General features: G+C 62.6%; 22 protein-coding genes and 1 pseudogene. 12 read left to right on the forward strand and 11 right to left on the reverse strand.

Annotation, left to right across the window (positions count from 1 at the left end; all coding sequences use genetic code 11):
* Positions 1 to 41 precede the first annotated feature (41 nt).
* The 5 genes from Amn_RS10015 (at position 42) to Amn_RS10035 (ending at position 7,190) form a co-directional block, all read left to right on the forward strand.
* Positions 42 to 554: a DinB family protein gene (locus Amn_RS10015; RefSeq protein WP_286296675.1), complete on the forward strand. Its 513-nt coding sequence runs from the start codon at positions 42 to 44 to the stop codon at positions 552 to 554.
* A 205-nt stretch (positions 555 to 759) separates the two neighbouring features.
* Entirely contained in the window at positions 760 to 1,371 is a 612-nt protein-coding gene (locus Amn_RS10020) for a hypothetical protein (protein WP_286296677.1), read from the forward strand.
* A 277-nt stretch (positions 1,372 to 1,648) separates the two neighbouring features.
* Positions 1,649 to 2,917, forward strand: a complete 1,269-nt coding sequence (locus Amn_RS10025; RefSeq protein WP_286296679.1) for an MFS transporter — start codon at positions 1,649 to 1,651, stop codon at positions 2,915 to 2,917.
* A gap of 94 nt (positions 2,918 to 3,011) precedes the next feature.
* Positions 3,012 to 4,889, forward strand: a complete 1,878-nt coding sequence (locus tag Amn_RS10030; RefSeq protein WP_286296681.1) for an ABC-F family ATP-binding cassette domain-containing protein — start codon at positions 3,012 to 3,014, stop codon at positions 4,887 to 4,889.
* A gap of 195 nt (positions 4,890 to 5,084) precedes the next feature.
* Complete coding sequence (locus Amn_RS10035) at positions 5,085 to 7,190, forward strand: molybdopterin-containing oxidoreductase family protein (protein ID WP_286296682.1); 2,106 nt, start codon at positions 5,085 to 5,087, stop codon at positions 7,188 to 7,190.
* 85 nt (positions 7,191 to 7,275) lie between these two features.
* On the opposite strand, the gene Amn_RS10040 is transcribed toward Amn_RS10035, so the two are convergent.
* Both Amn_RS10040 and Amn_RS10045 read right to left on the reverse strand, forming a co-directional pair.
* A complete protein-coding gene (locus tag Amn_RS10040) occupies positions 7,276 to 7,407 on the reverse strand; it encodes a YciI family protein (protein ID WP_281381240.1) in 132 nt (43 codons plus the stop codon).
* Positions 7,408 to 7,585: 178 nt separating this feature from the next.
* Complete coding sequence (locus Amn_RS10045; protein ID WP_286296686.1) at positions 7,586 to 7,708, reverse strand: hypothetical protein; 123 nt, start codon at positions 7,706 to 7,708, stop codon at positions 7,586 to 7,588.
* Between Amn_RS10045 and Amn_RS10050 the strand changes: the two genes are divergently transcribed.
* On the forward strand, positions 7,707 to 7,868 hold the full coding sequence (locus Amn_RS10050; protein WP_286296688.1) for a hypothetical protein: 162 nt from the start codon (positions 7,707 to 7,709) through the stop codon (positions 7,866 to 7,868). The two genes, Amn_RS10045 and Amn_RS10050, sit on opposite strands and share 2 nt — an antisense overlap.
* 102 nt (positions 7,869 to 7,970) lie before the next feature.
* On the opposite strand, the gene Amn_RS10055 is transcribed toward Amn_RS10050, so the two are convergent.
* Positions 7,971 to 8,363: a hypothetical protein gene (locus tag Amn_RS10055; RefSeq protein ID WP_154385113.1), complete on the reverse strand. Its 393-nt coding sequence runs from the start codon at positions 8,361 to 8,363 to the stop codon at positions 7,971 to 7,973.
* Between the two features lie 273 nt (positions 8,364 to 8,636).
* On the opposite strand from Amn_RS10055, the gene Amn_RS10060 reads away from it, so the two are divergent.
* The gene (locus Amn_RS10060) at positions 8,637 to 10,748 is read left to right on the forward strand and encodes a DUF294 nucleotidyltransferase-like domain-containing protein (RefSeq protein WP_286296693.1); all 2,112 of its coding nucleotides are present in this window, start codon (positions 8,637 to 8,639) and stop codon (positions 10,746 to 10,748) included.
* 6 nt (positions 10,749 to 10,754) lie between these two features.
* On the opposite strand, the gene Amn_RS10065 is transcribed toward Amn_RS10060, so the two are convergent.
* The gene (locus tag Amn_RS10065) at positions 10,755 to 11,387 is read right to left on the reverse strand and encodes a hypothetical protein (protein ID WP_286296695.1); all 633 of its coding nucleotides are present in this window, start codon (positions 11,385 to 11,387) and stop codon (positions 10,755 to 10,757) included.
* Positions 11,388 to 11,643: 256 nt separating this feature from the next.
* Here Amn_RS10065 and Amn_RS10070 point away from each other — a divergent pair, with 256 nt between their 5' ends.
* The 4 genes from Amn_RS10070 (at position 11,644) to Amn_RS10085 (ending at position 14,642) form a co-directional block, all read left to right on the forward strand.
* Positions 11,644 to 11,898: a DUF4212 domain-containing protein gene (locus tag Amn_RS10070; RefSeq protein ID WP_067963983.1), complete on the forward strand. Its 255-nt coding sequence runs from the start codon at positions 11,644 to 11,646 to the stop codon at positions 11,896 to 11,898.
* Positions 11,899 to 11,908: 10 nt separating this feature from the next.
* Entirely contained in the window at positions 11,909 to 13,891 is a 1,983-nt protein-coding gene (locus Amn_RS10075; RefSeq protein ID WP_154385116.1) for a sodium:solute symporter family protein, read from the forward strand.
* A 121-nt stretch (positions 13,892 to 14,012) separates the two neighbouring features.
* Positions 14,013 to 14,321 (forward strand): YggT family protein, encoded by a 309-nt coding sequence (locus Amn_RS10080; RefSeq protein ID WP_154385117.1) that lies wholly within the window; start codon positions 14,013 to 14,015, stop codon positions 14,319 to 14,321.
* 3 nt (positions 14,322 to 14,324) lie between these two features.
* Positions 14,325 to 14,642 (forward strand): hypothetical protein, encoded by a 318-nt coding sequence (locus tag Amn_RS10085; RefSeq protein ID WP_286296707.1) that lies wholly within the window; start codon positions 14,325 to 14,327, stop codon positions 14,640 to 14,642.
* 561 nt (positions 14,643 to 15,203) lie between these two features.
* Here Amn_RS10085 and Amn_RS10090 read toward each other — a convergent pair.
* The 6 genes from Amn_RS10090 to Amn_RS10115 form a co-directional block, all read right to left on the reverse strand.
* Positions 15,204 to 16,445, reverse strand: a complete 1,242-nt coding sequence (locus tag Amn_RS10090; protein ID WP_286296709.1) for a MalY/PatB family protein — start codon at positions 16,443 to 16,445, stop codon at positions 15,204 to 15,206.
* Positions 16,446 to 16,503: 58 nt separating this feature from the next.
* Positions 16,504 to 17,256: an amino acid ABC transporter ATP-binding protein gene (locus tag Amn_RS10095; protein WP_154385201.1), complete on the reverse strand. Its 753-nt coding sequence runs from the start codon at positions 17,254 to 17,256 to the stop codon at positions 16,504 to 16,506.
* A 47-nt stretch (positions 17,257 to 17,303) separates the two neighbouring features.
* On the reverse strand, positions 17,304 to 18,227 hold the full coding sequence (locus tag Amn_RS10100; RefSeq protein ID WP_286296713.1) for an amino acid ABC transporter permease: 924 nt from the start codon (positions 18,225 to 18,227) through the stop codon (positions 17,304 to 17,306).
* Between the two features lie 75 nt (positions 18,228 to 18,302).
* Positions 18,303 to 19,154 carry an ABC transporter substrate-binding protein gene (locus Amn_RS10105; RefSeq protein WP_286296715.1) on the reverse strand — a complete coding sequence of 284 codons (852 nt, stop codon included), beginning with the start codon at positions 19,152 to 19,154 and terminating at the stop codon, positions 18,303 to 18,305.
* Between the two features lie 143 nt (positions 19,155 to 19,297).
* Complete coding sequence (locus Amn_RS10110) at positions 19,298 to 20,260, reverse strand: LysR family transcriptional regulator (protein ID WP_246340759.1); 963 nt, start codon at positions 20,258 to 20,260, stop codon at positions 19,298 to 19,300.
* Between the two features lie 321 nt (positions 20,261 to 20,581).
* Positions 20,582 to 20,905: a YciI family protein gene (locus Amn_RS10115; RefSeq protein WP_286296720.1), complete on the reverse strand. Its 324-nt coding sequence runs from the start codon at positions 20,903 to 20,905 to the stop codon at positions 20,582 to 20,584.
* Positions 20,906 to 21,034: 129 nt separating this feature from the next.
* Here Amn_RS10115 and Amn_RS10120 point away from each other — a divergent pair.
* Positions 21,035 to 21,223: pseudogene (locus tag Amn_RS10120) on the forward strand (molybdopterin dinucleotide binding domain-containing protein); the annotation flags it as partial.
* On the opposite strand, the gene Amn_RS10125 reads toward Amn_RS10120, so the two are convergent.
* Positions 21,216 to 21,536 carry a YciI family protein gene (locus Amn_RS10125; protein ID WP_353622425.1) on the reverse strand — a complete coding sequence of 107 codons (321 nt, stop codon included), beginning with the start codon at positions 21,534 to 21,536 and terminating at the stop codon, positions 21,216 to 21,218. The pseudogene Amn_RS10120 and the gene Amn_RS10125 overlap by 8 nt on opposite strands.
* Between the last annotated feature and the right edge of the window lie 53 nt (positions 21,537 to 21,589).

Here is a 21,589-nt window from a genome sequence, read left to right on the forward strand (position 1 = left end):
TGTAGTAAGAGGACGATTTTCGAAGCACCAAGGGATCTCGGATGAAACGGCATTTCATGATGTTGGCCTGTTATAATCAATGGGCCAACGAGCGCATCTATGAGGCAGCAGCCGAGCTCGACACGGAGGACTATGAGCGCGACACCGGCGCTTTCTTCAAGTCGATGAAGGGCACGCTCAACCATCTCCTGGTCGCCGACCGTATCTGGCTGAAGCGTTTCACCGGCGAGGGCGATGCGCCGTCTCAGCTCGACGCCGTCATCCATGCCGATTTCGACAGGTTGCGCGCCGCGCGCCAGGCTGAGGACAGGCGCATCGTCGAGTGGATCGGCTCGCTCGGCGACAAGGCATTCACCGGGCGCTTCACCTACATGACCATCACCGACATGCGCACCATCTCGCAGCGGCTGGCGCCGGCCCTGATGCACCTTTTCAACCACCAGACGCATCATCGCGGCCAGGCGCACATGATCCTGACAGTTCTCGGGCGCCCGTCCGTAGCTCTCGATCTCATTTACTTCCAGCGCACCGAGGACGGTAGAGCATTCGCCTAAATTGCATAAAATTTTATGCTTTTAACGAACATAATCAAAAGGATTCGATCGTCTACTGCTTCATGTAACGCAATTCATGGTGAGCAGTAAAAAAGTTGATGATGTCTAGGGGGTAGGTGAAACTTATTGCCACGTGGGTTCGTTACTATGCCGGCAGCCAGTCTCAAGGCTGGGTGCTGGGATCGGCAACCACAGGGAGACTTCCATGACTGGTATATCGAAGGCAATTGCCAAGACACTGGCGGGTGGTATCGTTTTTGTGGCGCTCTGCGCGCCAGCCAGCGCCCTGGACATCGGCGACCGCAGCAAGGGGCTCGGCGTCTCTGTCGACATCGGTAACAGCAACTCCAGAGGACTTGGCGTCGACATCGGCGCAACCGTCGGTGGTTCGGGCGGTGTCAATGCCGACGTCAACGCGGATGTCGGCGGCAGCAAGGGCCTCGCTGACGCCAAGGCCAATGCCTCGGTCGGCGGCAACCAGGGCCTGACGGCCAATGCCAGCGCCAACGTCGCCGGCAACAAGGGCCTGGCCGGCGTCAATGCCAATGTCGGCCTCGGCGGCAACACGCTCGCCGACATCGGCATCAACATCGGCGGGCCCGGCATTGCCGGTCCGGGCGGACCCGGCGGTCCTGGTGGCCCCGGTGGCCCCGGTGGCCCCGGCGGCCCGGGCATCAACCCAGGCGTCATCGGCGGCATGTCGCAAGCCCAGGTGGCTGCCTATGTGAAGCGCTGCAAGATGGTGCTGTCCAACCCGATGGCATTCGAAAGCGACCTGCGCGAACTGTGCAAGCTTTTGCGCACCGCCAGCCGCTGAACCTTTCGCCAAGACGTTACGGACGGCCCGCTCAGGCGGGCCGTCTCGATTCCGGCGGTCGGTCGGCCCGGATATCGTCATGAGCCGGTCTTTTGGCATGCCCCGGTATTTGTCATGACCCCAGTATTTGTCATGAGATGTCTGGATCATCAGATAGCTGCCTCTGGGCAGCGCGACGTGCCTTGTCTTTGCACGTCATCTCGGCCAGACGAAGCATCTGCGACCGCGCCCGGCCAGCCGGCCTGAAGTCGCTTTCTCTGTATCGGGATAAAAAAACGTGCGTCCATTCGGCGACAAGACCGGCCAGGCCATCGTGCTGTTGCTCATTGCCGGCTCCGGCATGGTGGCGATCGCCAGGGGCATGAGCCTGACCTTCCTGGCCATCCGCCTGCAGGGCGATTTCGGCCTGAGCCCGGCCTGGATCGGCGTGCTGATCGGCACCGGGCCGTTGCTCGGCGCTGCCATAAGCCCGTTTGCCGGAACGATTTCGGATCGCATCGGCCGGCGCGTGGTGCTGGTCACCGCACTCCTGTTTGCCGGGCTCGGGCTCGTCGGCCTCGGCCTGGCGCAATCGGTCGCGGCCTTTGCGCTGGCGCATGTCGTCTCGTCGGTGTCGGCTGCGGTCTATGAGCCGGTGTCGCGGGCGCTGATGAGCGATGCGGCGCCCGAGAAACTGCGGCTCAGGATGTTTTCCTGGCGCTACCTCGTCATCAATGCCGGCTGGGCCGTCGGGCCGATGATCGGCCTGGCCATCGGCGCCAATTCGCCCTTGCCCTTCGTCATTGCCGGCATGGTGCATTTCGTCTTTGCCGCGGCGATCTTTTTCGTCGTGCCGGCGGCGCTGGCCGACCGCAGCGGACAGGCCGCGCCGCAGCAGGCACCCGGGCTGCGCCGGCTCGGCGCTGCCCTGCGCGACCGCCGGCTGCTGTTTTATGTCGGCGGCGGCACGCTGCTGATGGCGGTCTACGGCCAGTGGTCGGTGACCCTGTCGCAATATCTGACCACCAACGTTGACGACGGCATGAAGATCTTTGCCTGGCTGGTCACCACCAACGCCGCCGTGGTGGTGCTCGCCACAGCGCCGGCGCGGCTGGTGATCGAGAAGATCGGGCCGTTGCGGGCGATGGTGCTGGGCTGCCTCTTGTTCCTCGGCGGCGAGCTCGGTTTTGCCGTCTCCACCAATGCTGCCATGCTGATCGGCTTCATGGTGCTGTTCACCATCGGCGAGGTGCTGGTCGTGCCGGCCGAATATGTGCTTGTCGACAGGATCTCCAATGACGGCAACCGCGGCGCCTATTTCGGCGCCCATTCGCTGAGTTCGGTCGGCAATTTCATCGGCCCGCTGTTCGGCGGGCTGGCGCTGGGCGCCTTTGGCGGGCAGGGCATGTTCATGCTGTTTGCCATGCTGGCCGCCGGCAGTGCTGTGCTGTTTGCCATCGGCCACGCCGCGCCGCCGCCCGCCACGTCAGACGGCGCGGCGATCGATGCGACAGGCGAGATCGCAGGCGAAGCGCTGCACCGCAGCCACAGGCCGGCCTTCGCCTGATCGCCAGGCAACGGCCCTTTCCATCATGCGTCCGCTCTAATGGCTGCGGCGCGCTCTTGCCATATCGGTAACTCTCGGCCAAAACCGCCACGCCATGCTCATCATCAATGACCTTTCCCTCCGCATTGCCGGACGCCTTCTCCTCGACCACGCGTCGCTGACCTTGCCTGCCGGCACAAAGGCCGGCCTTGTCGGCCGCAACGGCACCGGCAAGACCACGCTGTTCAAGGCGATCACCGGCGACTTCAGCTCGGAAACCGGCAGCATCAGCCTGCCCAAGAACACGCGGATCGGCCAGGTCGCGCAGGAAGCGCCCGGCACCGAGGAGCCGCTGATCGACATCGTGCTCAAGGCCGATGTCGAGCGCTCGGCACTGCTCGCCGAGGAAAAGACCGCCACCGACCCGCACCGCATCGCCGAGATCCACATCCGCCTGGCCGACATCGACGCCCATTCGGCCGAGTCCCGCGCCGCCACCATCCTCGCCGGCCTCGGCTTCGACGACGAGGCGCAGAAGCGCCCGGCCTCGTCTTTCTCCGGCGGCTGGCGCATGCGCGTGGCGCTTGCCGCCGTGCTGTTTTCCGAGCCCGATCTGCTGCTGCTCGACGAGCCGACCAACTATCTCGATCTCGAAGGCACGTTGTGGCTCGAGAACTATGTCTCGAAATATCCGCACACCGTGCTGCTGATCAGCCACGACCGCGACCTGCTCAATCGCGCCGTCAATTCGATCGTCCATCTCGACCAGAAGAAGATGACCTTCTGGCGCGGCGGCTACGACCAGTTCGAGCGCCAGATATCAGAGCAGCGCGAGCTGCAGGAAAAGGGCCGCGTCAAGCAGGAGGCGGCACGCAAGCACCTGCAGTCCTTCGTCGACCGTTTCCGCGCCAAGGCGTCGAAGGCGCGCCAGGCGCAGTCGCGCATCAAGGCGCTGGAGAAGATGAAGCCGATCGCCGCGCTGATCGAAGACAATGTGCGCCCGTTCAGCTTCCCCGAGCCGGTCAAGACGGTGGCCTCGCCGATCGTCGCGCTCGACCGGGTCAGCGTCGGCTACCAGGCCGACAAGCCGATCCTCAAGAAGATGACCTTGCGCATCGACGCCGACGACCGCATCGCGCTGCTCGGCGCCAACGGCAACGGCAAGTCGACCTTCGCCAAGCTGCTGGCCGGCCGGCTCAAGGCCGAGACCGGCTCGGTGACGATCGCGCCCGGGCTCAAGGTCGCGATCTTCGCCCAGCACCAGCTCGACGATCTGAGGCCCGAGGAAAACGCCTATGAGCATGTCCGCCGGCTGATGCCGGAGGCGCCTGAATCGAAGGTGAGGGCGCGTGTCGCCCAGTTCGGCCTGCCGACCGAGAAGATGAACACCGCCGCCAAGGACCTGTCCGGTGGCGAAAAGGCGCGGCTGCTGATGGGCCTGTCGGCCTTTGACGGGCCGAACCTCTTTATCCTCGATGAGCCGACCAACCACCTCGACATCGACAGCCGCGAGGCGTTGATCATGGCGCTCAACGAGTTTCCCGGCGCCGTGATCCTGATCAGCCACGACCGCCACTTGCTGGAGGCGACGGCCGACCGGCTGTGGCTGGTCAAGGATGGCGCGGTCAACCCTTATGACGGCGACCTCGAGGACTACAAGACGCTGGTGACGGGCGTGTCGGGCGACCGGCGCAAGGAGCGCGAGGCCGACAAGGCCTCGAAGGCCGACAAGCGCCGCGAGGCCGCGGCACGGCGCGCCGCCCTCGAGCCGCTGGCCAAGGAAATCCGCGCCACCGAGGCGCTTATGGACCGCATCCGCAAGCGCATCGACGGCATCGAGGACCAGCTCGCCGATCCCAGGCTCTATGAAAAGGACCCGACGACGGCGACGCAGCTGGCCAAGGAACGCTCGCAACTGTCGGCCCAGCTCGAAACCAACGAAGAGAAGTGGCTGAGCATGTCGGCCGAATATGAAGAAGGCGTCGCCGAGTAGGGCATCTTACCCTCCCTCTTTTTGCGAAGGGTCGGACCGAAGGTCCGGGGTGGGGAGGGTCGGACCGAAGGTCCGGGGTGGGTGGCCGAGATTAGCCCCATCCCGCCTTGCCCGCTCGGCCCACGAGGGGGGAGGGTCATGCAGCGGTCCGCACTGGCCCTACACGGCAAGCCGACATCAGGGTAAAAGGGCGCCATGAACCAGCACGCCAAGATCAGGATCGGCCATTCGGCCTGCCCGCATGACTGCCCCTCGACCTGCGCGCTCGAGGTCGAGCTGCTCGACGACAAGCGCATCGGGCGTGTGCATGGCGCCAAGTCCAACAGCTATACGGCAGGCGTCATCTGCGCCAAGGTCGCCCGTTATGCCGACCGCGTCCATCATCCCGACCGGCTGCTCAAGCCGCTGGTCCGTTCCGGCGCCAAGGGCGACGGCAACTGGAAGGAAGCGAGCTGGGAGGCAGCGCTCGACCTCGTCGCGGAAAAATTCATCGCGGCGGAGGAGCGTTACGGCTCGGAGACCGTCTGGCCCTATTTCTACGCCGGCACTATGGGGCTGGTGCAGCGCGACGGCATCGAAAGGCTGCGCCATGCCAAGAAATATTCCGGCTTCTTCGGCTCGATCTGCACCAATCTCGCCTGGACCGGTTATGTCATGGGCACAGGTGCGCTGCGCGGCACCGATCCGCGCGAGATCGGCAAGTCGGACTGCGTCGTCATCTGGGGCACCAATGCGGTGGTCACCCAGGTCAATGTGATGACCCATGCGATCAAGGCGCGCAAGGAACGCGGCGCCAGGATCGTCGTCATCGACATCTACGAGACCGCGACGCTGAAGCAGGCCGACATGGGGCTGGTGCTGAAGCCCGGCACCGACGCCGCGCTCGCCTGCGCTGTCATGCATGTGCTGTTCCGCGACGGGTTTGCCGATCGCCCCTATCTCGAAAAATACACCGACGACCCCAGGGGCCTCGAAGCGCATCTCGCCGACAAGACGCCGGAATGGGCGGCCGCCATCACCGGCCTGACGGTCGAGGAGATCGAGGCTTTCGCCCGGCTCGTCGGCACCACCAAGAAGACCTTCTTCCGCTTGGGCTACGGCTTTTCGCGCCAGCGCAACGGCTCGGTCAACATGCATGCGGCGCTGTCGATCCCGGCGGTGACGGGCGCCTGGCAATATGAGGGCGGCGGCGCCTTCCATTCCAATTCGGGCATCTTCAAGCTCAATGGCGAGTTGCTTGAGGGCACGAAATTCCGCGACCCCGACATCCGTTATCTCGACCATTCGCGCATCGGCCCGGTGCTGACCAATGCCGAGGATGCGCTCTATGGCGGCCCGCCTGTCACCGCGATGCTGATCCAGAACACCAACCCGGCCAATGTCGCGCCAGAGCAGCGGCTGGTGGTCAAGGGCTTTATGCGCGACGACCTGTTCACGGCGGTGCATGAGCAGTTCATGACCGACACGGCAAAACTCGCCGACGTCGTGCTGCCGGCGACGATGTTCCTCGAGCATGACGACATCTACAAGGGCGGCGGCAACCAGCACATCACGCTGGGGCCGAAGCTGATCGACCCGCCCGAGGGCCCGCGCACCAACCACTTCGTCATCGAGCAACTGGCCGAGCGGCTCGGCGTGTCTGACATGCCGGGTTTCGGCCTGACCGAACGCCAGCACATCGACGTCATGCTGGAGAAGAAGGGCCTGGGCAATTTCGACAGCTTCAAGGACCAGAAATGGGCCGACATGCAGCCGGAATTCGACAGCGCGCATTTCCTCAAGGGCTTTGGCCATCCCGACGGCAAGTTTCGCTTCAAGCCGCACTGGAATGGCGGTGCCGCCCCCAACAAGCCGCCGCGCAGCATGGGCATCTTCGGCCCGGTCGCGCAGCTGCCCGAGTTTCCCGACCATGTCGACCTGATCGAAGTGGCCGATGCGGAGCATCCGTTCCGCCTGGCGACGTCGCCGGCGCGCAATTTCCTCAACTCGACCTTCGTCGAGACGCCGGTGTCGCGCGAGAAGGAGGGCCGGCCCGAACTGTTGATCCATTCCGAGGACGCGGCAGAACTCGGGATAGCGACAGGCGACCGGGTCGAGATCGGCAATAGGCGCGGCGAGGTCGTGCTGCATGCCCGCCTGTTCGACAAGATCAGGCGCGGCGTCGTCATCGCCGAAGGCATCTGGCCGAACTCCGACCATGAGCGCGGCGAGGGCATCAACGTGCTGACCGGCGCCGACGCGCCGGCACCTTATGGCGGTGCTGCGGTGCACGACAACAAGGTCTGGGTGAGGGCGGCGTAGGGTCGTGGGCTCAAGCCAGGTAGCTGCGGCGGCGGCCGAGGCTGGCGCGCATGTCCCTCTGCGCCGGCTCTTGGAGCCAGTTTGCCTATTCCAACGGCCACATCTCGACGACGCCATGCGCAACGGCACAGGGAACGCCTGAGATCTTCTTGACCGCCTCCACCATATCCGCAGCCTCGATGATGGCGAAGCCGGCAACCGGCAAGGCCGACGACATGAATGGGCCATCCCGCGTCTCCGGGCCCGCCGCTTCGGGATTGCGCAGCTGGGGGACGCGATCGGGACGATAACCCTGTCTTTCGGCGCAACCGACGCCAACACAGCCGCATTGGGATTTGTGCTGGCGCGTGCGCATTGGGGGCAGGGACTGGGCGGCGAGTCTATCAGGATCGAGTTCAGGCGAAGCCTTCGGCCCGCATCGCAGCACCGACGGCGGGCCGCTCGCGCATCCGCGCGCGCAGTTCGGCCATCGGCTCGGGAACCTGAACGCCGAAGCGCTCGGCCTGGAACAGCAGCATGACGTTACAGATAGAAATCGGCGGCCGCGTGCTCCTCGCCGAACAGGAACGTGCCGGTGATGCCGCCATACAACCGGGCCAGCAGACCGGCGGCGACAAGAGTGCTGAAACGGGCGACAGCATCGCGGCGAAACAGCTGGCGGCTGCCTTGAAGGAGTGATCGGGATGGCTGTCAGACCTGAACCCCGGGACGCTTACGAACAGCGCGACAGCTAAGAGATGATCTTCGCCTGCGCTTGTCCTTGCTCGATGGACCACTGACCTATCCCACGGGCGGCACATAGGCCTCGAGGCCAAACGCCATCAGCACCAGCGACAGCAGGAAGAAACCGACCGCAACGCAAAGCGCAATCCGCGCGAAAATACCATAGACGTCGCGCATGACGGTGCCGAACACCCGCCGCGCAGGATCATCGAGCGGGCGCGACTTCTCGTCGAGATAGAGCCAGATCTCGGTGCGCCTGGGCGCCTTGGTGCCGGCGGTCATCGCTTTCCACATCAGCACCAGCGCCATCATCAGTGTGAGGAAAGCGCCGCTGCGGAATGCCGATACGGGGTTGAAGGAGAAGCCGACCATGACGCATCCGATCGCGAGCGATCCGAACATGACCGCACGCCCGACGCACTCCACGGCGACCCGCCTGATCTCGCGCATTGACACATCCTGACGATGAACCCGCGCAAGGTGGACCGACGCCCAGGCTGCGCGCAAATCACATTCAGGCGAATACCGCGCGGAAAAGACCCTCGAGGATCGAGCCTCACGGAACGGGCCGGCTTGCCGACATGTTCGGTGAGGCTGTTGGAGCAGCCTTCGACCTGGCGTGCCGGTCGCGCTATGCCGCGGCAGAAAATTGGCCGATATTGTCGGCCCGGGCAACAAGCGGGACATCCGAGCCGGGCATTCAGCAACCTCGCAGGAGCGGACATGAAGCCGGCGACCGGCGCGACACCCCTGATTTCAATGGCGGCGACGGCGGTCGACACCGAGACGACCGGGCTCGACGCCAGCAAGGCCCGTATCCTGCAGATCGGTGCGGTCGGCATCTGGCACGGCAAGATCAAACCGGAACGCCGCTTCGAACTTCTCGTCGATGCCGGCGAAGCTGTGCCGCCTGCGGCTTCCCGCATCCACGGCATTACCGACGACCAACTCGTCGGCCAGCCGGATTTCACCGCAGCCTGGGACCGGTTCCAGCATTTCACCGGACCACGTGTTCTCGTCGGCCACTCCATCGGCTTCGACCTGGCGGTGATGGAGCGCGAATGCCGGCTTGCGAACCTGCCCTGGTCGAAACCGCGCGCGCTGTGCGTGCGCCTTCTTGCGGCGGTGGCCAATCCCAGTCTGGCGGACCATTCGCTCGACGCGGTCGCCGCCTGGCTGGGCGTGGAGGTTGCCGGCCGGCACACGGCTCTGGGGGACGCGTTCACGGCTGGCAAGGTCTTCATCGCGCTGCTGCCCGAATTGCGCAAGCGCAACGTCCGGACGCTGGGCGAAGCCGAACTGGCGTGCCTTGCCCTTTCGCGCGATCTTGAAGCCGGCCATCGCGCCGGCTGGAGCGAACCGGTGTCGCGTCCTCAGGCTCCTGTTTTCCAGTCGGTGGATCCTTACGCTTACCGCCACCGCGTCGGCAGCCTCATGAGCAACCCCGCCGTGGTGGTGACATCGGGCCAAACCATGCGGCAGGCCATCGAGCTGATGGTCACGCGAAAGATCAGCTCCCTGCTGGTGTCCGATGCCGGAGAACCGAACCGACCGGTCGCCGACTACGGCATCGTCACCGAGCGCGACGTGATGCGGCGACTGTCCGGCAGCGGCGCGGATGCGCTGGACCTGCCGGTCGGCACCTTCGCCTCCAGGCCGCTCGCCAGCGTGCGCGCCACAGCCTTTGCCTATCGCGCCATCGGGCGCATGGACCGGCTGAAGATACGTCACCTTGCCGTGCGCGACGATGCCGGAACGCTGGTGGGCGTGCTGTCGGCGCGTGACCTGCTGAGGCTGCGGGCCAGCGAAGCGATCAACCTCGACGACCAGATCGAACATGCCACGGGCGCCGCCGAACTGGCGGCGGCATGGGCCACGCTTCCCGGCGTCGTGCGCTCGCTGCTCGCCGAAGCGATCGATCCGCGCATCGTCGCCGAGATCATCTCCGAGGAGTTGCGCGCCATGACCCGCCGCGCCGCCGTGCTGGCGGAGCTTGCCTTGCAGGCGCAGGGTCACGGCGCGCCGCCCTGTCGATACGCCGTGCTGGTGCTCGGCTCCGGCGGACGCGGCGAAAGCCTGCTGGCACCCGACCAGGACAACGCCATCGTCTTCGAGCACGGCGAACCCGATGGTCGGCAAGACCTCTGGTTCAAGATGTTTGGCGAAAAGCTCGCCGATACGCTCGACGCCGCCGGCGTGCCTTACTGCAAGGGCGGCGTCATGGGCCGCAACGCGGCGTTCCGCGGCAGTCTCGAAACGTGGAAGAATCGCGTCGAGGAATGGGTCCGGCGCTCGCGGCCAAACGACCTGCTCAACGTCGACATCGTCTATGATCTGAAGCCCGTGCACGGTGAGGTGGCGTTGAGCGACGCGCTGTTCGACCATGCCTATGCACGCGGCCACGCCGAGCCGGTCTTTGCCAAGCTCCTCGGCGAGCAGATCGTTTCGGACAACCCGTTCACGCTTTTGGGCGGCCTGCGGCTCGACGACGGCCGGCTCGATATCAAGATGCACGGCCTGTTCCCGATCGTTGCGGCGGCACGGACGCTGGCAATTCGCCACGGCATCCGGGCACTGAGCACGCGCGACCGTCTCGAGGCGTTGATCGCCCGCGATGTCGGCGGCGAGCAGGACATGAAGGCGATGCTGGCCGGCCATGCGTTTCTGATCGGGCTGCTGCTGGATCAACAGATTCGCGACGTCTATGCCGGCGTGCCCGTCTCCAACCGCGTCGACCTGGCCGCAATCCCGCGCGAGCAGCAAGGCGAGCTGAAGGCGCTGGTCAGGCGCCTTCAGTCCGTGCCGGGGCTGGTGCGCGACCTGATGTTCGCCTGAGGCCCGTCAAACGCCGGGCGCGCCGAGAAGTTCATCGACGATCGCGGCGCGATCGGCCAGCTCCAGCAGGTCCTCATGCGCTCTCAGGATGTTCATCCGCAGGAAGTTGAAGATGTAGTCATAGTCGTTGGTCAGCAATTCGGGATGGATCGGCACCGCATCGAACACCATCCGCGCCAGCGGATCGGGGATCTCCCGCACCGGCCGCGGCGCTCCGGCCTGCGCTGCCGCCAGTCTGCCGCGCACCAGGGCGGCCGCGTCCTCCCAGAAGGTCCCAGGCGAGCCGTCGGGAACAGGGTGCTTTGCAAAACTCATGCGGGCGACCCGCTCGATCGCTGTCTCCAGACCGCGCTGACGCCCGGCTGCAACCTCGCGCAGCGACCCTTCAACCATCTCCGCGACCATGGCGTAGCACGGCGGGTAGGCCCGCCAGCGCGCCTGATCGAGCGCGGTCTGGAACTCCTTTTCGCTGAACAGCTTCTGCCAGAACACGCCCGCCCGCACGCGGCAGAATTCGACGATGCACTTCTGCGCCAGGAACGAGGCGCGCGCATCCATGAAATCTGCCAGGTCGGCGGTACCGTGGATCGGCGTGGCCTTGCGGAGAAATCCCGGAAGAAGACCATCGAGAAGGCCCATTGCAATATTCCCTTCGTCTGCCGCGTGCTGCCAAGCGTTAGCCTTCGCGACACCTCTTAGCCAGCCCGCCGAACCGATTCTAAAGTCGAATAACGGTCAGTTGCAAATACAGCTAGAGTTCAAGCAGCGTCGGCTGAGTCCATCATGACGCCGACGCTTGCCACATTCCCGTTTGCGGGAGCTTGGCGACTTGCTGAACGGCCGGTTGGTCGGGGAGAATCTGCACAGGCTGTAAATCAAGGGAGGGATCAACGCGATGGCGACGCCGGACCGCGTAAGCTACTGGAATAAGACCCGCAGTCTCATGTTTCTTATGCTTGGGCTGTGGTTTTTCTTCGGATATGTCATCCACTTCTTCGTCGGCCCACTCAACAATATCGTCATTCTGGGCTTCCCGCTGGGCTTCTACATGGCCGCGCAGGGTTCGCTCATTGCTTTCGTCGTGATGCTCTTCTGGTTTGCACGCAAGCAGAACGGCATCGACGAAGAGCACGGTGTGTCGGAAGAGTGAGGGGGGAACCATGGCAACGACGACAACCAGCGGCGGCGGAGATTTCGTCTCCAATCTAGGCCGCATCTACGGAATCTACACCGGAGGCTTCATAGCCTTCGTCATCCTCATGGCGATCCTGAGCGCCGCCGGCGTGCCGAACTACATCATCGGCTACATGTTCGTCGGCTTCACCATCCTGATCTATGCCGTCATCGGCATTCTGTCGCGGACCATGCAGGTCGGCGAATATTATGTCGCCGGCCGCCGCGTGCCTGCAATCTACAACGGCATGGCGACAGGTGCGGACTGGATGTCGGGCGCCTCATTCGTCGGCATGGCCGGTACGCTTTACCTGCTCGGCTATGACGGCCTCGCCTTCGTCCTGGGCTGGACCGGCGGCTATGTTCTGGTCGCGATCCTGGTCGCGCCATATCTGCGCAAATTTGGCGCCTATACGGTGCCCGACTTCCTTTCGGCGCGCTATGGCGGCAATCTTGCCCGCTTCATCGGCGTGATCGTGCTGTTTTCGTGCTCTTTCACCTATGTCGTCGCGCAGGTCTATGCGACCGGCATCATCTCAGCCCGCTTCCTCGGCCTCGACTTCAACGTCGCGGTCTATGTCGGCCTTGCCGGCATTCTGGTCTGCTCCATGCTTGGCGGCATGCGTGCAGTCACCTGGACGCAGGTTGCCCAATACATCGTGCTGATCATCGCCTACCTCATTCCGGCGATCTGGATGTCCACGGTCAAGACCGGCGTCCCCATCCCGCAGCTCATGCAGGGCACGGCGCTGGCCAACATCACCGCGCTCGAAACCGCGCAGGGCATCGCGGTCCACCACATCACGCCGTTCGTGCACGGCGGCTACAACGCGCTCAACTTCTTCCTGCTCATCCTGTGCCTGATGGTCGGCACCGCTTCGCTGCCGCATGTGCTGATGCGCTACTTCACCACGCCTTCGGTGCGTGAGGCGCGCGTCTCGGTGGCATGGTCGCTGCTGTTCATCTTCATCCTCTACTTCACGGCGCCGGCCTATGCCGCTTTCGCCAAGTGGACCATGCTCGACCTGGTGGCTTCCGGCCTGACGCCGGACAACATCGCCGAGAAGGCGGGATGGATGATGCGCTGGGCCGCAGCCGACAACGCGCTGGTGCAGATCTGCGGCAAGGCTGCCATCGACGCAGCCGCCATCGCCGCAGCCTGCGCGGAACAGGGTGTGACCAATATCGGCTTTGCCAACATCAACCTCAATGCCGACATGATCGTGCTTGCCACGCCGGAAATGGCAGGCATGCCCTATGTCATTTCGGGCCTTGTCGCAGCCGGCGGTCTCGCAGCCGCGCTGTCGACGGCCGACGGCCTGCTTCTGGCCATCGCAAACGCGCTCAGCCACGACATCTACTACAAGATGATCGACCAGAACGCACCGACGGCGCGCCGCCTGGTGGTGTCGCGCGTGCTTCTGGTGCTGGTGGCGATCGCGGCGGCCTACGTCGCCTCGACCAAGCCTGCCGACATCCTGGCCATGGTGTCCTGGGCGTTCTCGCTTGCGGCGGCAGGCCTCTTCCCGGCGCTGGTTCTCGGCGTCTGGTGGAAGCGTGCCAATTCGGCGGGGGCGATTGCCGGCATGATCGCAGGCTTCGGCATCTGCCTCTACTATCTGCTGGGCACCCGCTACGGTGCGGTCGGCTTCGTGGAGATGTGGAGCGGCCTGTCGACGGCAACGGCCGAGCAGTTGGCCAAGTTCGAGGAGCTCAAAGCCGCCTTTGCGGCCGCTGCCCCCGATGCTCAGGCAGCCGCCTGGGCGGCGTTCGACAAGCATGCGCAGTCGATCGCGAACTGGGGCGGGGTGAAGAACCTGTCGGCGGCGGCGTTCGGCTTGCCCGTCGGCTTCGCGGTCATGTATGTCGTCTCGCGCCTGACCAAGGAGCCGTCACACGAGCTGCAGGAGTTCATCGAGGAGATCCGTGTTCCTCGCGGCAAGACGATCATGGAAGAAAAGACAGCCTGATCATCGCATCGGACGTCAGGGGAGGGGTCCGGACAGGACCCCTCTTTCTTTTTTGCGCGATGCCGCTATGGCTCGCATGACCGCCCCATGATCCCCCCATGATCCTCATTGGACCGCGTGCATGAACGAATTCTGGAGCTACTGGTATTTCCACCTGCCCAATTTCGTGTTGGCAGCAGTGATGTACACATTGATCGGGCGGCTGGTTCTCGGTTTTTTCGTGCCGGAGAACTGGGACAACTTCATCTGGCGCGGCTTCCGCTTCGTCACGGACCATGTGGTGCGCGCCGTGCGCTACCTCACGCCTGAAGTGTTGGCCCAGCCGGTCGTGCTGATCTTCGCTGCACTGTGGCTGATGGCGCTGCGGCTTGGCTATTTCATGATGCTCTTCAACGCCGGGCTGGCACCCGGCGCAACGGCGGGGAACTGAGACATGGAACGCACGGGTCTGGTTCCGGTGATGGCGATCGCCATCGTCAACGGTATCTTCTCCCCCTGGGTGCTTGTGCTTTTCGTGCTGTACCCGGTCTGGTACCCATCCTGGGCGCCACCGACCAGCCAGTTCGTCTACATGGCGAGCGCGCTCATCCTGTCGACGCTCACCCTGATGGTGGCAGGCGTTCCGGCCGCACTCTACGAACGCCTTTTGGCGCGCCCCCAAAGCGTCGTCGTTGCGTCGATCTGGCTGGGATGCGCAGCGCTTCTCACACTGCCTGCCGTGCCCAACATCATGCGGGCCCTGGCCGGCTGATCCGATCGCGCAGCGACCCACGCATTTGAGTTGGGGTCATGACATCCCCGGCACGACAGAGTGTTCGCTAAGCGCATCGGAAGTTGGTACGACCGACACAGATCCGAAACTCATGGCGTTGCAGACAGCAAGAACCATCGGCATCGCGCGTCTGGCGATTGTCTGTTCGCATTGATACGCTACGCCGGGCGGACCGCCCATGGCGATGGTCATGAAATCTACGCGTGAACACAGCAGACATCACTGTCGAAACCCGTGAACCAGGGAGCGGTATCCCAGTTGCACGACCCCGACGTCAAACATCTGGGAAGATGAGTTGGCAGCCCATGAACAGACAGGAATTATTATGGTTCTTGCTGCTTGTGGCCACCGGACTGGCCATCGCATCGTTGGTCATATCGCCCGTGCAACAACACAGGCTCCTCGTCCACAACCTCTCCGGCGGCGAATCGAACAGCAAGGTGGCAATGGCGGCGGGATGCGCCGTCGCCACTGCGGTCGGAGGTCCGGCAACTCAATGCCCAGTGAGGGCTGCGAGACGCGTCTCTGCCGTGCTTGCCATCAGCAAGCGCTTTCATCAAAGGAACGTCCGGTAAGTGGAACGAGTACGGAGAGCAGCCGTCGCATGCCCGCCTCCAGGATCGTTCTCGAAGTGCCGAGGTTGATGCGGATGTGGTTCTCTCCACCAGGCCCCATCGGCTCGCCGTAGGTCACGACGAGCTTCGCCTGCCTTTCAATCAGCGGCTCATAGACGGTCCTCGGCGTGTTGAGCCTGGAGAGATCCAGCCAGGCGAAGTATGCTGCTTCGGCGACCGGAACCGTGACCTCGGGCAGGAATGACCGGATCAAATCCGTGACGTATGCGTGATTGCCGGCAATATGGTGCATCAGCGCGTGGCTCCAATCGTCACAATCTCGGAACGCCACTTCGGCAGCGGCGTATCCAAGTGCGCTGCCACCATACTGTAGATTGGCGCGCAGCAGGCCGCGCCGGAAGGCATCCCGCAGGACCGGGTTCGGGGTGACAACGATGGAGTGCTTCAGTCCGGTGAGATTGAAGGGCTTGCTTGGTGAGAACAGGCAATAGGAATTCATCGCAGCCCGTTCTGAAACCGCTGCAAAGGGTGTGAATTCCGTTCCCTCATACAGCATCCCGCTGTAGACCTCGTCGGAAACCACGATGACTCCGCGTTCGGAGCATATGCGTGCCAGCTCCTTCAGCTCGTCGCGAGTCCAGACCCGACCAACCGGATTATGCGGGCTGCAGAGCAACAACAACTTCGTTCGGTCAGTAATGCAGGCCTCAAGCCCGGCAAAATCCATCTCGTATGTGCCGCCGCGATTGATCAGCTGATTGGCGACGGGCACGCGGTCGTTGGCCTTCACGATCTCCGCAAAAACGTGGTGGACGGGTGGCTGGTAGATGATCTCGTCGCCGGCCTGGGTCAGTTCCATGATAATCGAGTGCATCGATGGATAAATCGCGACACACGCGTCGATCCACGTCTTCTCCACCTGCCATCCAAAACGTCTGCTCAGATAGCCCGTGACCGCGTCGTAGTAGCTGGGTCGTCTCAGAGGATAACCAAAATGGCCGGCTTCGACCGCACGATGCAGCGCTTCGACGACGGCCGGTGGCGACCGGAAATCCAGATCGGCGGTTCCAAACGAGAAAAGGTCTTTGTCGCCCAGTCGGTCGATTTCCATCTCCCACTTGAGGGTGCTGAGAGCTGACCGATCTATCGCCTTGCTGAAGTCATGGAGCGATTGCTCGGATGCAGACCGAGCAGCTTTTGCGGACATGGGGTCTCCTTGCCCCGTGGTTTCACGGGGTCGATATCTGGTTGCTTATGGAAGCGGACTACTTGACGCGCGCCAGGAACTCGCGGAGGCGTTGTGATTGCGGATTTGCAATCATTTCCTTTGGAACGCCACGCTCGACAACCACGCCACCGTCCATGAAAACGAGTTGGTCGGCGACTTCTGACGCGAAGCCGATTTCGTGGGTAACCACCACCATGGTCATGCCGTCCCGCGCCAAATCCTTCATGACGGCAAGAACCTCGCCAACGAGTTCGGGATCGAGCGCCGAAGTCGGCTCGTCGAAGAGAATGACCTTGGGCCGCATGGCAAGCGCCCGAGCTATCGCCACGCGTTGTTGCTGCCCACCAGAGAGCTGTCGTGGATAAGCGTCACACTTCTCGGCCAGACCAACCTTGCCAAGCAGATGGACCGCCCGCTCCGTGGCAGATTTGACCGATTCACCCCGGACATGGACTGGTGCCTCGATGACGTTCTGCAGGACGGTCAGATGGCCGAAAAGGTTGAACTGCTGGAACACCATGCCGACCTCGGCACGACGGCGGCAGATTGCGCTGTCTGGCAGTTCATGGAGCCGGTCTTGCCTGAGCTCGTACCCTATGAAGTCCCCATCCACGAGGAGCAGGCCGCCATCGATCTTCTCCAGATGGTTGATGCATCGCAAGAACGTGCTCTTGCCCGAACCCGAAGGCCCGATGATGCAGGCGACGCTGCCTGTCGGGACGCTCAGGCTGACGTCTTTAAGCACTTCGAGGGAACCGAAGGATTTTCGGACGCCTTCGGCATAGACCATGACATTCTGGTCGATACCAAAGCGGCCGTGATGTGTCCTTGAAACAGTCATTGTGTGACCCTCCTGCGAACGGAGAAGGCATTGCCGAATGTTGCTTTCAGCATGCCCTTGCCTTGCCGGGTGACATTGTCCCGAGAGAAATAGCGTTCCAGGTAAAACTGGCCGATCGACATGATCGCCACCACAACGAGGTACCAAAAGGTTACAACCAGCAACAGCGGTATGGTCTCGAACGTACGGGCGTAGATGGATTGCGCCGAATAAAGCAGGTCACCCACCGCAACGACGCTGACCAGCGAAGTGGTCTTGAGCAGGTTGATCGTCTCGTTGCCGGATGGAGGGATGATTACTCGCATGGCTTGGGGGATGATGATGCGGCGCATCAACAGGCTCGGCTTCATCCCGAGGCACAGAGCCGCTTCCCGCTGGCCTTGGTTGACCGACTGCAGGCCGTTGCGGATGATTTCCGCCATGTAGCCGGATTCGTGGAGCGAAAGGCCGACGACGGCCGCGACCAGAGGCGTCATGACGTCGTTGGTCGAAATGGAAAAAACGGTGCCAAGACCAGGCAGCCAAAGCTCGAAGCGCGGAACGATCAGCGCCAGATTGTACCAGAGTATGAGCTGGACCAGCGCCGGCGTTCCCCGGAAGAACCAGACGAACACTTTTGCCGGCGTTGAAAGCAGCCGGCTCGGCGACAAGATCATAAGTGCCGCAATCGTGCCCAGGACAACGGCGATCACCATCACCAGAGCGGTCACGATGAGGGTCACCAGGAGACCATTCATGATCAGCGGATTGAAGAGATAGCTTCCGGCGATGGGCCATTGCAGCTTGGGGTTCATTGCCGCGCTGCGAACTGCCAGCGCGAGAAGCGACAGCACAAGAATGATCGCCGCGAGGCGGAACGGGTGGGGCAGCGGAACCACTTTAAGCTTGGCAATTGCCGCAGAGTTTTGATCGTTTTTCATGGGTGTCGCACAGCTCTCCCCGCCCGGCGGTCGAGGCCACCGGGCGTTCAGTCGATCTCGGATGAGATATGGCGGTTAGTGGTTCAGTTGAGAGACGTCGGTATAGATGACCGGCGCATCCAGGGACGACTTGCCCATGTTGTAACTGTCGAGCAGCTTTTTGTAGGTGCCGTTCGCCATCAATTCCTTGAGGACGGCATCCACCATGGCTGCCGTAGCCTTGTCTCCCTTCGGGACCGCGATCCCAAGCGGTGACGGATAGTAGCTGTCGCCGGTAACGACGAGCTGCCCCTTGCTCGTTTTCTCAAAATAGCCTGTGGCCGTCGAGTCATCCAACCAGGCCTCGGCGCGACCTGAAAGCACCGCAGCGATGCTGTCCTTTGGCTCCGGATAGATCTGCTTGTTGATCTCCGGCAGGTTGGAGGCCTTGCAATCGGCCGAGATCCGGTCGGCAGCGATATCGCCGGAAGTGCCGGTCTGAACCGCGACAGCGTGCCCGCAAAGGTCAAGCTTCTTTGTGAATTTGTCCTTGTCCTCCGGCTTCACCGTTGCCACGGAGCCGGTTTCCATGAAGGAGATGAAGTCCACCTGCTTCAAACGCTCAGGCAGCACCGTGAAGGTGGTCCAGGCCATCGTTGCGCGCCCCGATGCGAGAGCCGGAATCTGCGAGGCGAAGGGAATTGTGACGACTTCCAGCTTCACCCCCATCAGGTCGGCAGCGGCCTGAGCCATCTCGATGTCCAGGCCAGCCGGCTTTCCGGAGGCGTCAGTGAACTCGAAGGGGGCGTAGGCGAGCGAACTGGCGATTGTGAGCTTGCCACTGGTCTTGACGGCATCCGTTACGGGAATGTCGGCAGCAAAGCTGCTGATGGTCGAAAATGCCGAGAGCGCAAGAACCACGCCACTCGTTTTAAGGCTACGCTTCATTGGTTCCTCCCTGTTTGAACCGTGGCCTACGGATAGCAGTCGCCTGCATGATCGGTGAAATTGATAATGTGACATAAGACTATGCATGCCATGCATAGTGCCGTCGTGAAACAGCCCATCAGGGGCCAACGCCTGGCGCACGCCTATTGTTGAGATTGACGGCCGCCGGAGATGTTCAGGCGTCCATACGCCGCTTCTTTCAATGCCCGCTGAACCTCTGTCGTGGCGATGATCAGGCTTCGCAGCCAGGCATGTCCCGCATCGGCCTCCAAACCACGTTCGTAAATCATGGAGACCCGAACGTCCGGGAGAGGGAACGGGGCCGGAACGATCTTGGTCTCGGTTTCTTCGGAGACCGCGAAAATGAAGTTGTCGCCAAAAACCGTTATGAGAGGCGTGTCCTTGATGATCCAAGGCGCCACGAGATAGTGCGGAATGGTGGCGACAACCTTCCGCTTGAGGCCAAGGCCTCTCAGAACGATATCGGCAACGCCATCCGCCTTGCCGTCTGCAGAGATCTGAAGATGAGGCGAAGACAGGTAGCGCTCTTGGGTGAAATCATCCAGCAGGCCATTCCCTTTCCAGCCGGCACAGACCATCTTGTGCGTCGACAGTTGCACGACTGTAATCTGGTCACTCTTGAGCGAAAAGTTGCCGAGCACCGCGCATTCGATTTGCTTGGATTTCAACAAGTCGAGGACTTCAGCCTCTCTGGTGTGCAAGACGTTGAGTGTGGCATTTGGCGCCTGAGCCGAGAAGTTCTGGATGAGGCTCGGAAGGATCGTAACGGCCGAGGAATCCGAGAGGCCGATCCTGAAGTTTCTGAATGTGCTTGCCGGCTCGAAATTCAGATGCCTTTCGACGACCTGACGAATGTCAGCCAGCGCGCGAGTAAGAACCGCAGCCAGTTCTTTCGCCCGAGGCGTCGGCTCCATCACCCCTGAATCGCGAGAAAACAATTCGTCCTTGAAGATATGCCGCAACCTGGAAAGTGAATGGCTTGTGGCCGACTGCGTCCGACCAAGCAGTTCCGCCGCCTTTGTGACGCTGCGCTCCTGCATCAATGCGTCGAACGTACGAAGCAGATTCAGATCGATTTGATTCAAGGAGAACGCGTGTGGGCTCGGAGGCATCTCACAACATCACGAATTTCAGCTCCGGCGACTTATACATACATACGAAAAATGTGCGCTACGATCACGATAATTAAGAAGCAAGGTTACCGCAGATCCTCACCGCCAGGCATGATTGCCGATTTCCGTGCCGGGCTGATCCAGCGTCCGCTTACATCATTTGCTCGCCAAAAGCAGCCGGGCAGAAAACCACCCCATACCTGTCATCTTCACTATCTCGGCAGCGTGAGATAGCTGCGCAGGCTGTCGAGGCGGCGCGCATTTGCTCTGCGTCGGCTCTTGGAGCCGGTTTGCCTACTCCAGCGGCCACACTTCGACGACGCCATGCGCAACGGCACAGGGAACGCCTGAGATCTTCTTGACCGCTTCCGCCATATCCGCAGCCTCGATGATGGCGAAGCCGGCAACCGGCAAGGCCGACGACATGAATGGGCCATCCCGCGTCTCCGGACCCGCCGCTTCGGGATTGCGCACCTGCACGGGCGCACCGGCGATTCCGATCAATGCGCCCTCCGCGCGCAGCCTTGCATCCTGCGCGTGGGCGGCGTCGCGGACGGGTTGTGAGGTCTGGTCATATCCGGCCTGGTCGCCATATCCGATGGTGAGGAATTTGGGCATGATGTCGTCTCCTTCTGGGGGGCTGCGGCACAACAGGCGGCCCGCAGACGATCCAAGTCGGTATGCTGAGGTGCTTCGGAGCGTCACAAATCTGATTGCATTATGCAACCTGTTTTATCGCGACACATGGAATCGACCTTCACCGAGCCGCCGGTGTCGCGCGACAAGGAGGGGCGGCCTGACCTTTTGATGCATTCCGAGGACGCGGCAGCCCCCGGGATCACCACAGGCGACCGGGTCGAGATCGGCAACATGCGCGGCGAGGTCGTGCTGCATGCCCGCCTGTTCGACAAGATCAAGCGCGGCGTCGTCATGGCCAGACTTCAAAGGCGCCATGCGCCACCGCGCAGGGCACCTGCGAAACCTTTTCGATTGCTGCGGCCAGATCGGCGGCCTCGATGATGGCGAAGCCCGCAATCGGCAAGGCCGACGACATGAACGGTCCGTCGCGGGTTTGCAGGTCGCGGGCCTCTGGATTGCGGACCTGCACCGGTTTTCCGGCAATGCCGATGACAGCGCCTTCGGACCGCAGTTTCGAAAGCAAGAAGTCGGCTCTTGACCGGAAATCGCCTGACTCATCCTCACCCCGCAAGAAGGCCGCGGAGGCGATTGAGGTGCGCATGAAAGCCATGGAAATCAGATCGCGCCAAGGTCACTATCTCCATAGTAAATGGCGTAGGCAAT

The sequence above is a fragment of the Aminobacter sp. Y103A genome (assembly GCF_030294925.1).
In the GTDB taxonomy this organism is placed as follows: Bacteria; Pseudomonadota; Alphaproteobacteria; order Rhizobiales; family Rhizobiaceae; genus Aminobacter; species Aminobacter ciceronei.

Bases quoted from the DNA above. Each gene is read 5' to 3' on its own strand.
- Amn_RS10020 (WP_286296677.1), top strand. From the start codon at position 760: ATGACTGGTATATCGAAGGCAATTGCCAAGACACTGGCGGGTGGTATC.
- Amn_RS10060 (WP_286296693.1), top strand. From the start codon at position 8,637: ATGAAGCCGGCGACCGGCGCGACACCCCTGATTTCAATGGCGGCGACG.
- Amn_RS10090 (WP_286296709.1), bottom strand. From the start codon at position 16,445: ATGTCCGCAAAAGCTGCTCGGTCTGCATCCGAGCAATCGCTCCATGAC.
- Amn_RS10070 (WP_067963983.1), top strand. From the start codon at position 11,644: ATGGCGACGCCGGACCGCGTAAGCTACTGGAATAAGACCCGCAGTCTC.
- Amn_RS10125 (WP_353622425.1), bottom strand. From the start codon at position 21,536: ATGGCTTTCATGCGCACCTCAATCGCCTCCGCGGCCTTCTTGCGGGGT.
- Amn_RS10030 (WP_286296681.1), top strand. From the start codon at position 3,012: ATGCTCATCATCAATGACCTTTCCCTCCGCATTGCCGGACGCCTTCTC.
- Amn_RS10080 (WP_154385117.1), top strand. From the start codon at position 14,013: ATGAACGAATTCTGGAGCTACTGGTATTTCCACCTGCCCAATTTCGTG.
- Amn_RS10035 (WP_286296682.1), top strand. From the start codon at position 5,085: ATGAACCAGCACGCCAAGATCAGGATCGGCCATTCGGCCTGCCCGCAT.
- Amn_RS10115 (WP_286296720.1), bottom strand. From the start codon at position 20,905: ATGCCCAAATTCCTCACCATCGGATATGGCGACCAGGCCGGATATGAC.
- Amn_RS10040 (WP_281381240.1), bottom strand. From the start codon at position 7,407: ATGTCGTCGGCCTTGCCGGTTGCCGGCTTCGCCATCATCGAGGCTGCG.
- Amn_RS10105 (WP_286296715.1), bottom strand. From the start codon at position 19,154: ATGAAGCGTAGCCTTAAAACGAGTGGCGTGGTTCTTGCGCTCTCGGCA.
- Amn_RS10055 (WP_154385113.1), bottom strand. From the start codon at position 8,363: ATGCGCGAGATCAGGCGGGTCGCCGTGGAGTGCGTCGGGCGTGCGGTC.
- Amn_RS10015 (WP_286296675.1), top strand. From the start codon at position 42: ATGAAACGGCATTTCATGATGTTGGCCTGTTATAATCAATGGGCCAAC.
- Amn_RS10045 (WP_286296686.1), bottom strand. From the start codon at position 7,708: ATGCTGCTGTTCCAGGCCGAGCGCTTCGGCGTTCAGGTTCCCGAGCCG.
- Amn_RS10075 (WP_154385116.1), top strand. From the start codon at position 11,909: ATGGCAACGACGACAACCAGCGGCGGCGGAGATTTCGTCTCCAATCTA.
- Amn_RS10065 (WP_286296695.1), bottom strand. From the start codon at position 11,387: ATGGGCCTTCTCGATGGTCTTCTTCCGGGATTTCTCCGCAAGGCCACG.
- Amn_RS10100 (WP_286296713.1), bottom strand. From the start codon at position 18,227: ATGAAAAACGATCAAAACTCTGCGGCAATTGCCAAGCTTAAAGTGGTT.
- Amn_RS10095 (WP_154385201.1), bottom strand. From the start codon at position 17,256: ATGGTCTATGCCGAAGGCGTCCGAAAATCCTTCGGTTCCCTCGAAGTG.
- Amn_RS10050 (WP_286296688.1), top strand. From the start codon at position 7,707: ATGACGTTACAGATAGAAATCGGCGGCCGCGTGCTCCTCGCCGAACAG.
- Amn_RS10085 (WP_286296707.1), top strand. From the start codon at position 14,325: ATGGAACGCACGGGTCTGGTTCCGGTGATGGCGATCGCCATCGTCAAC.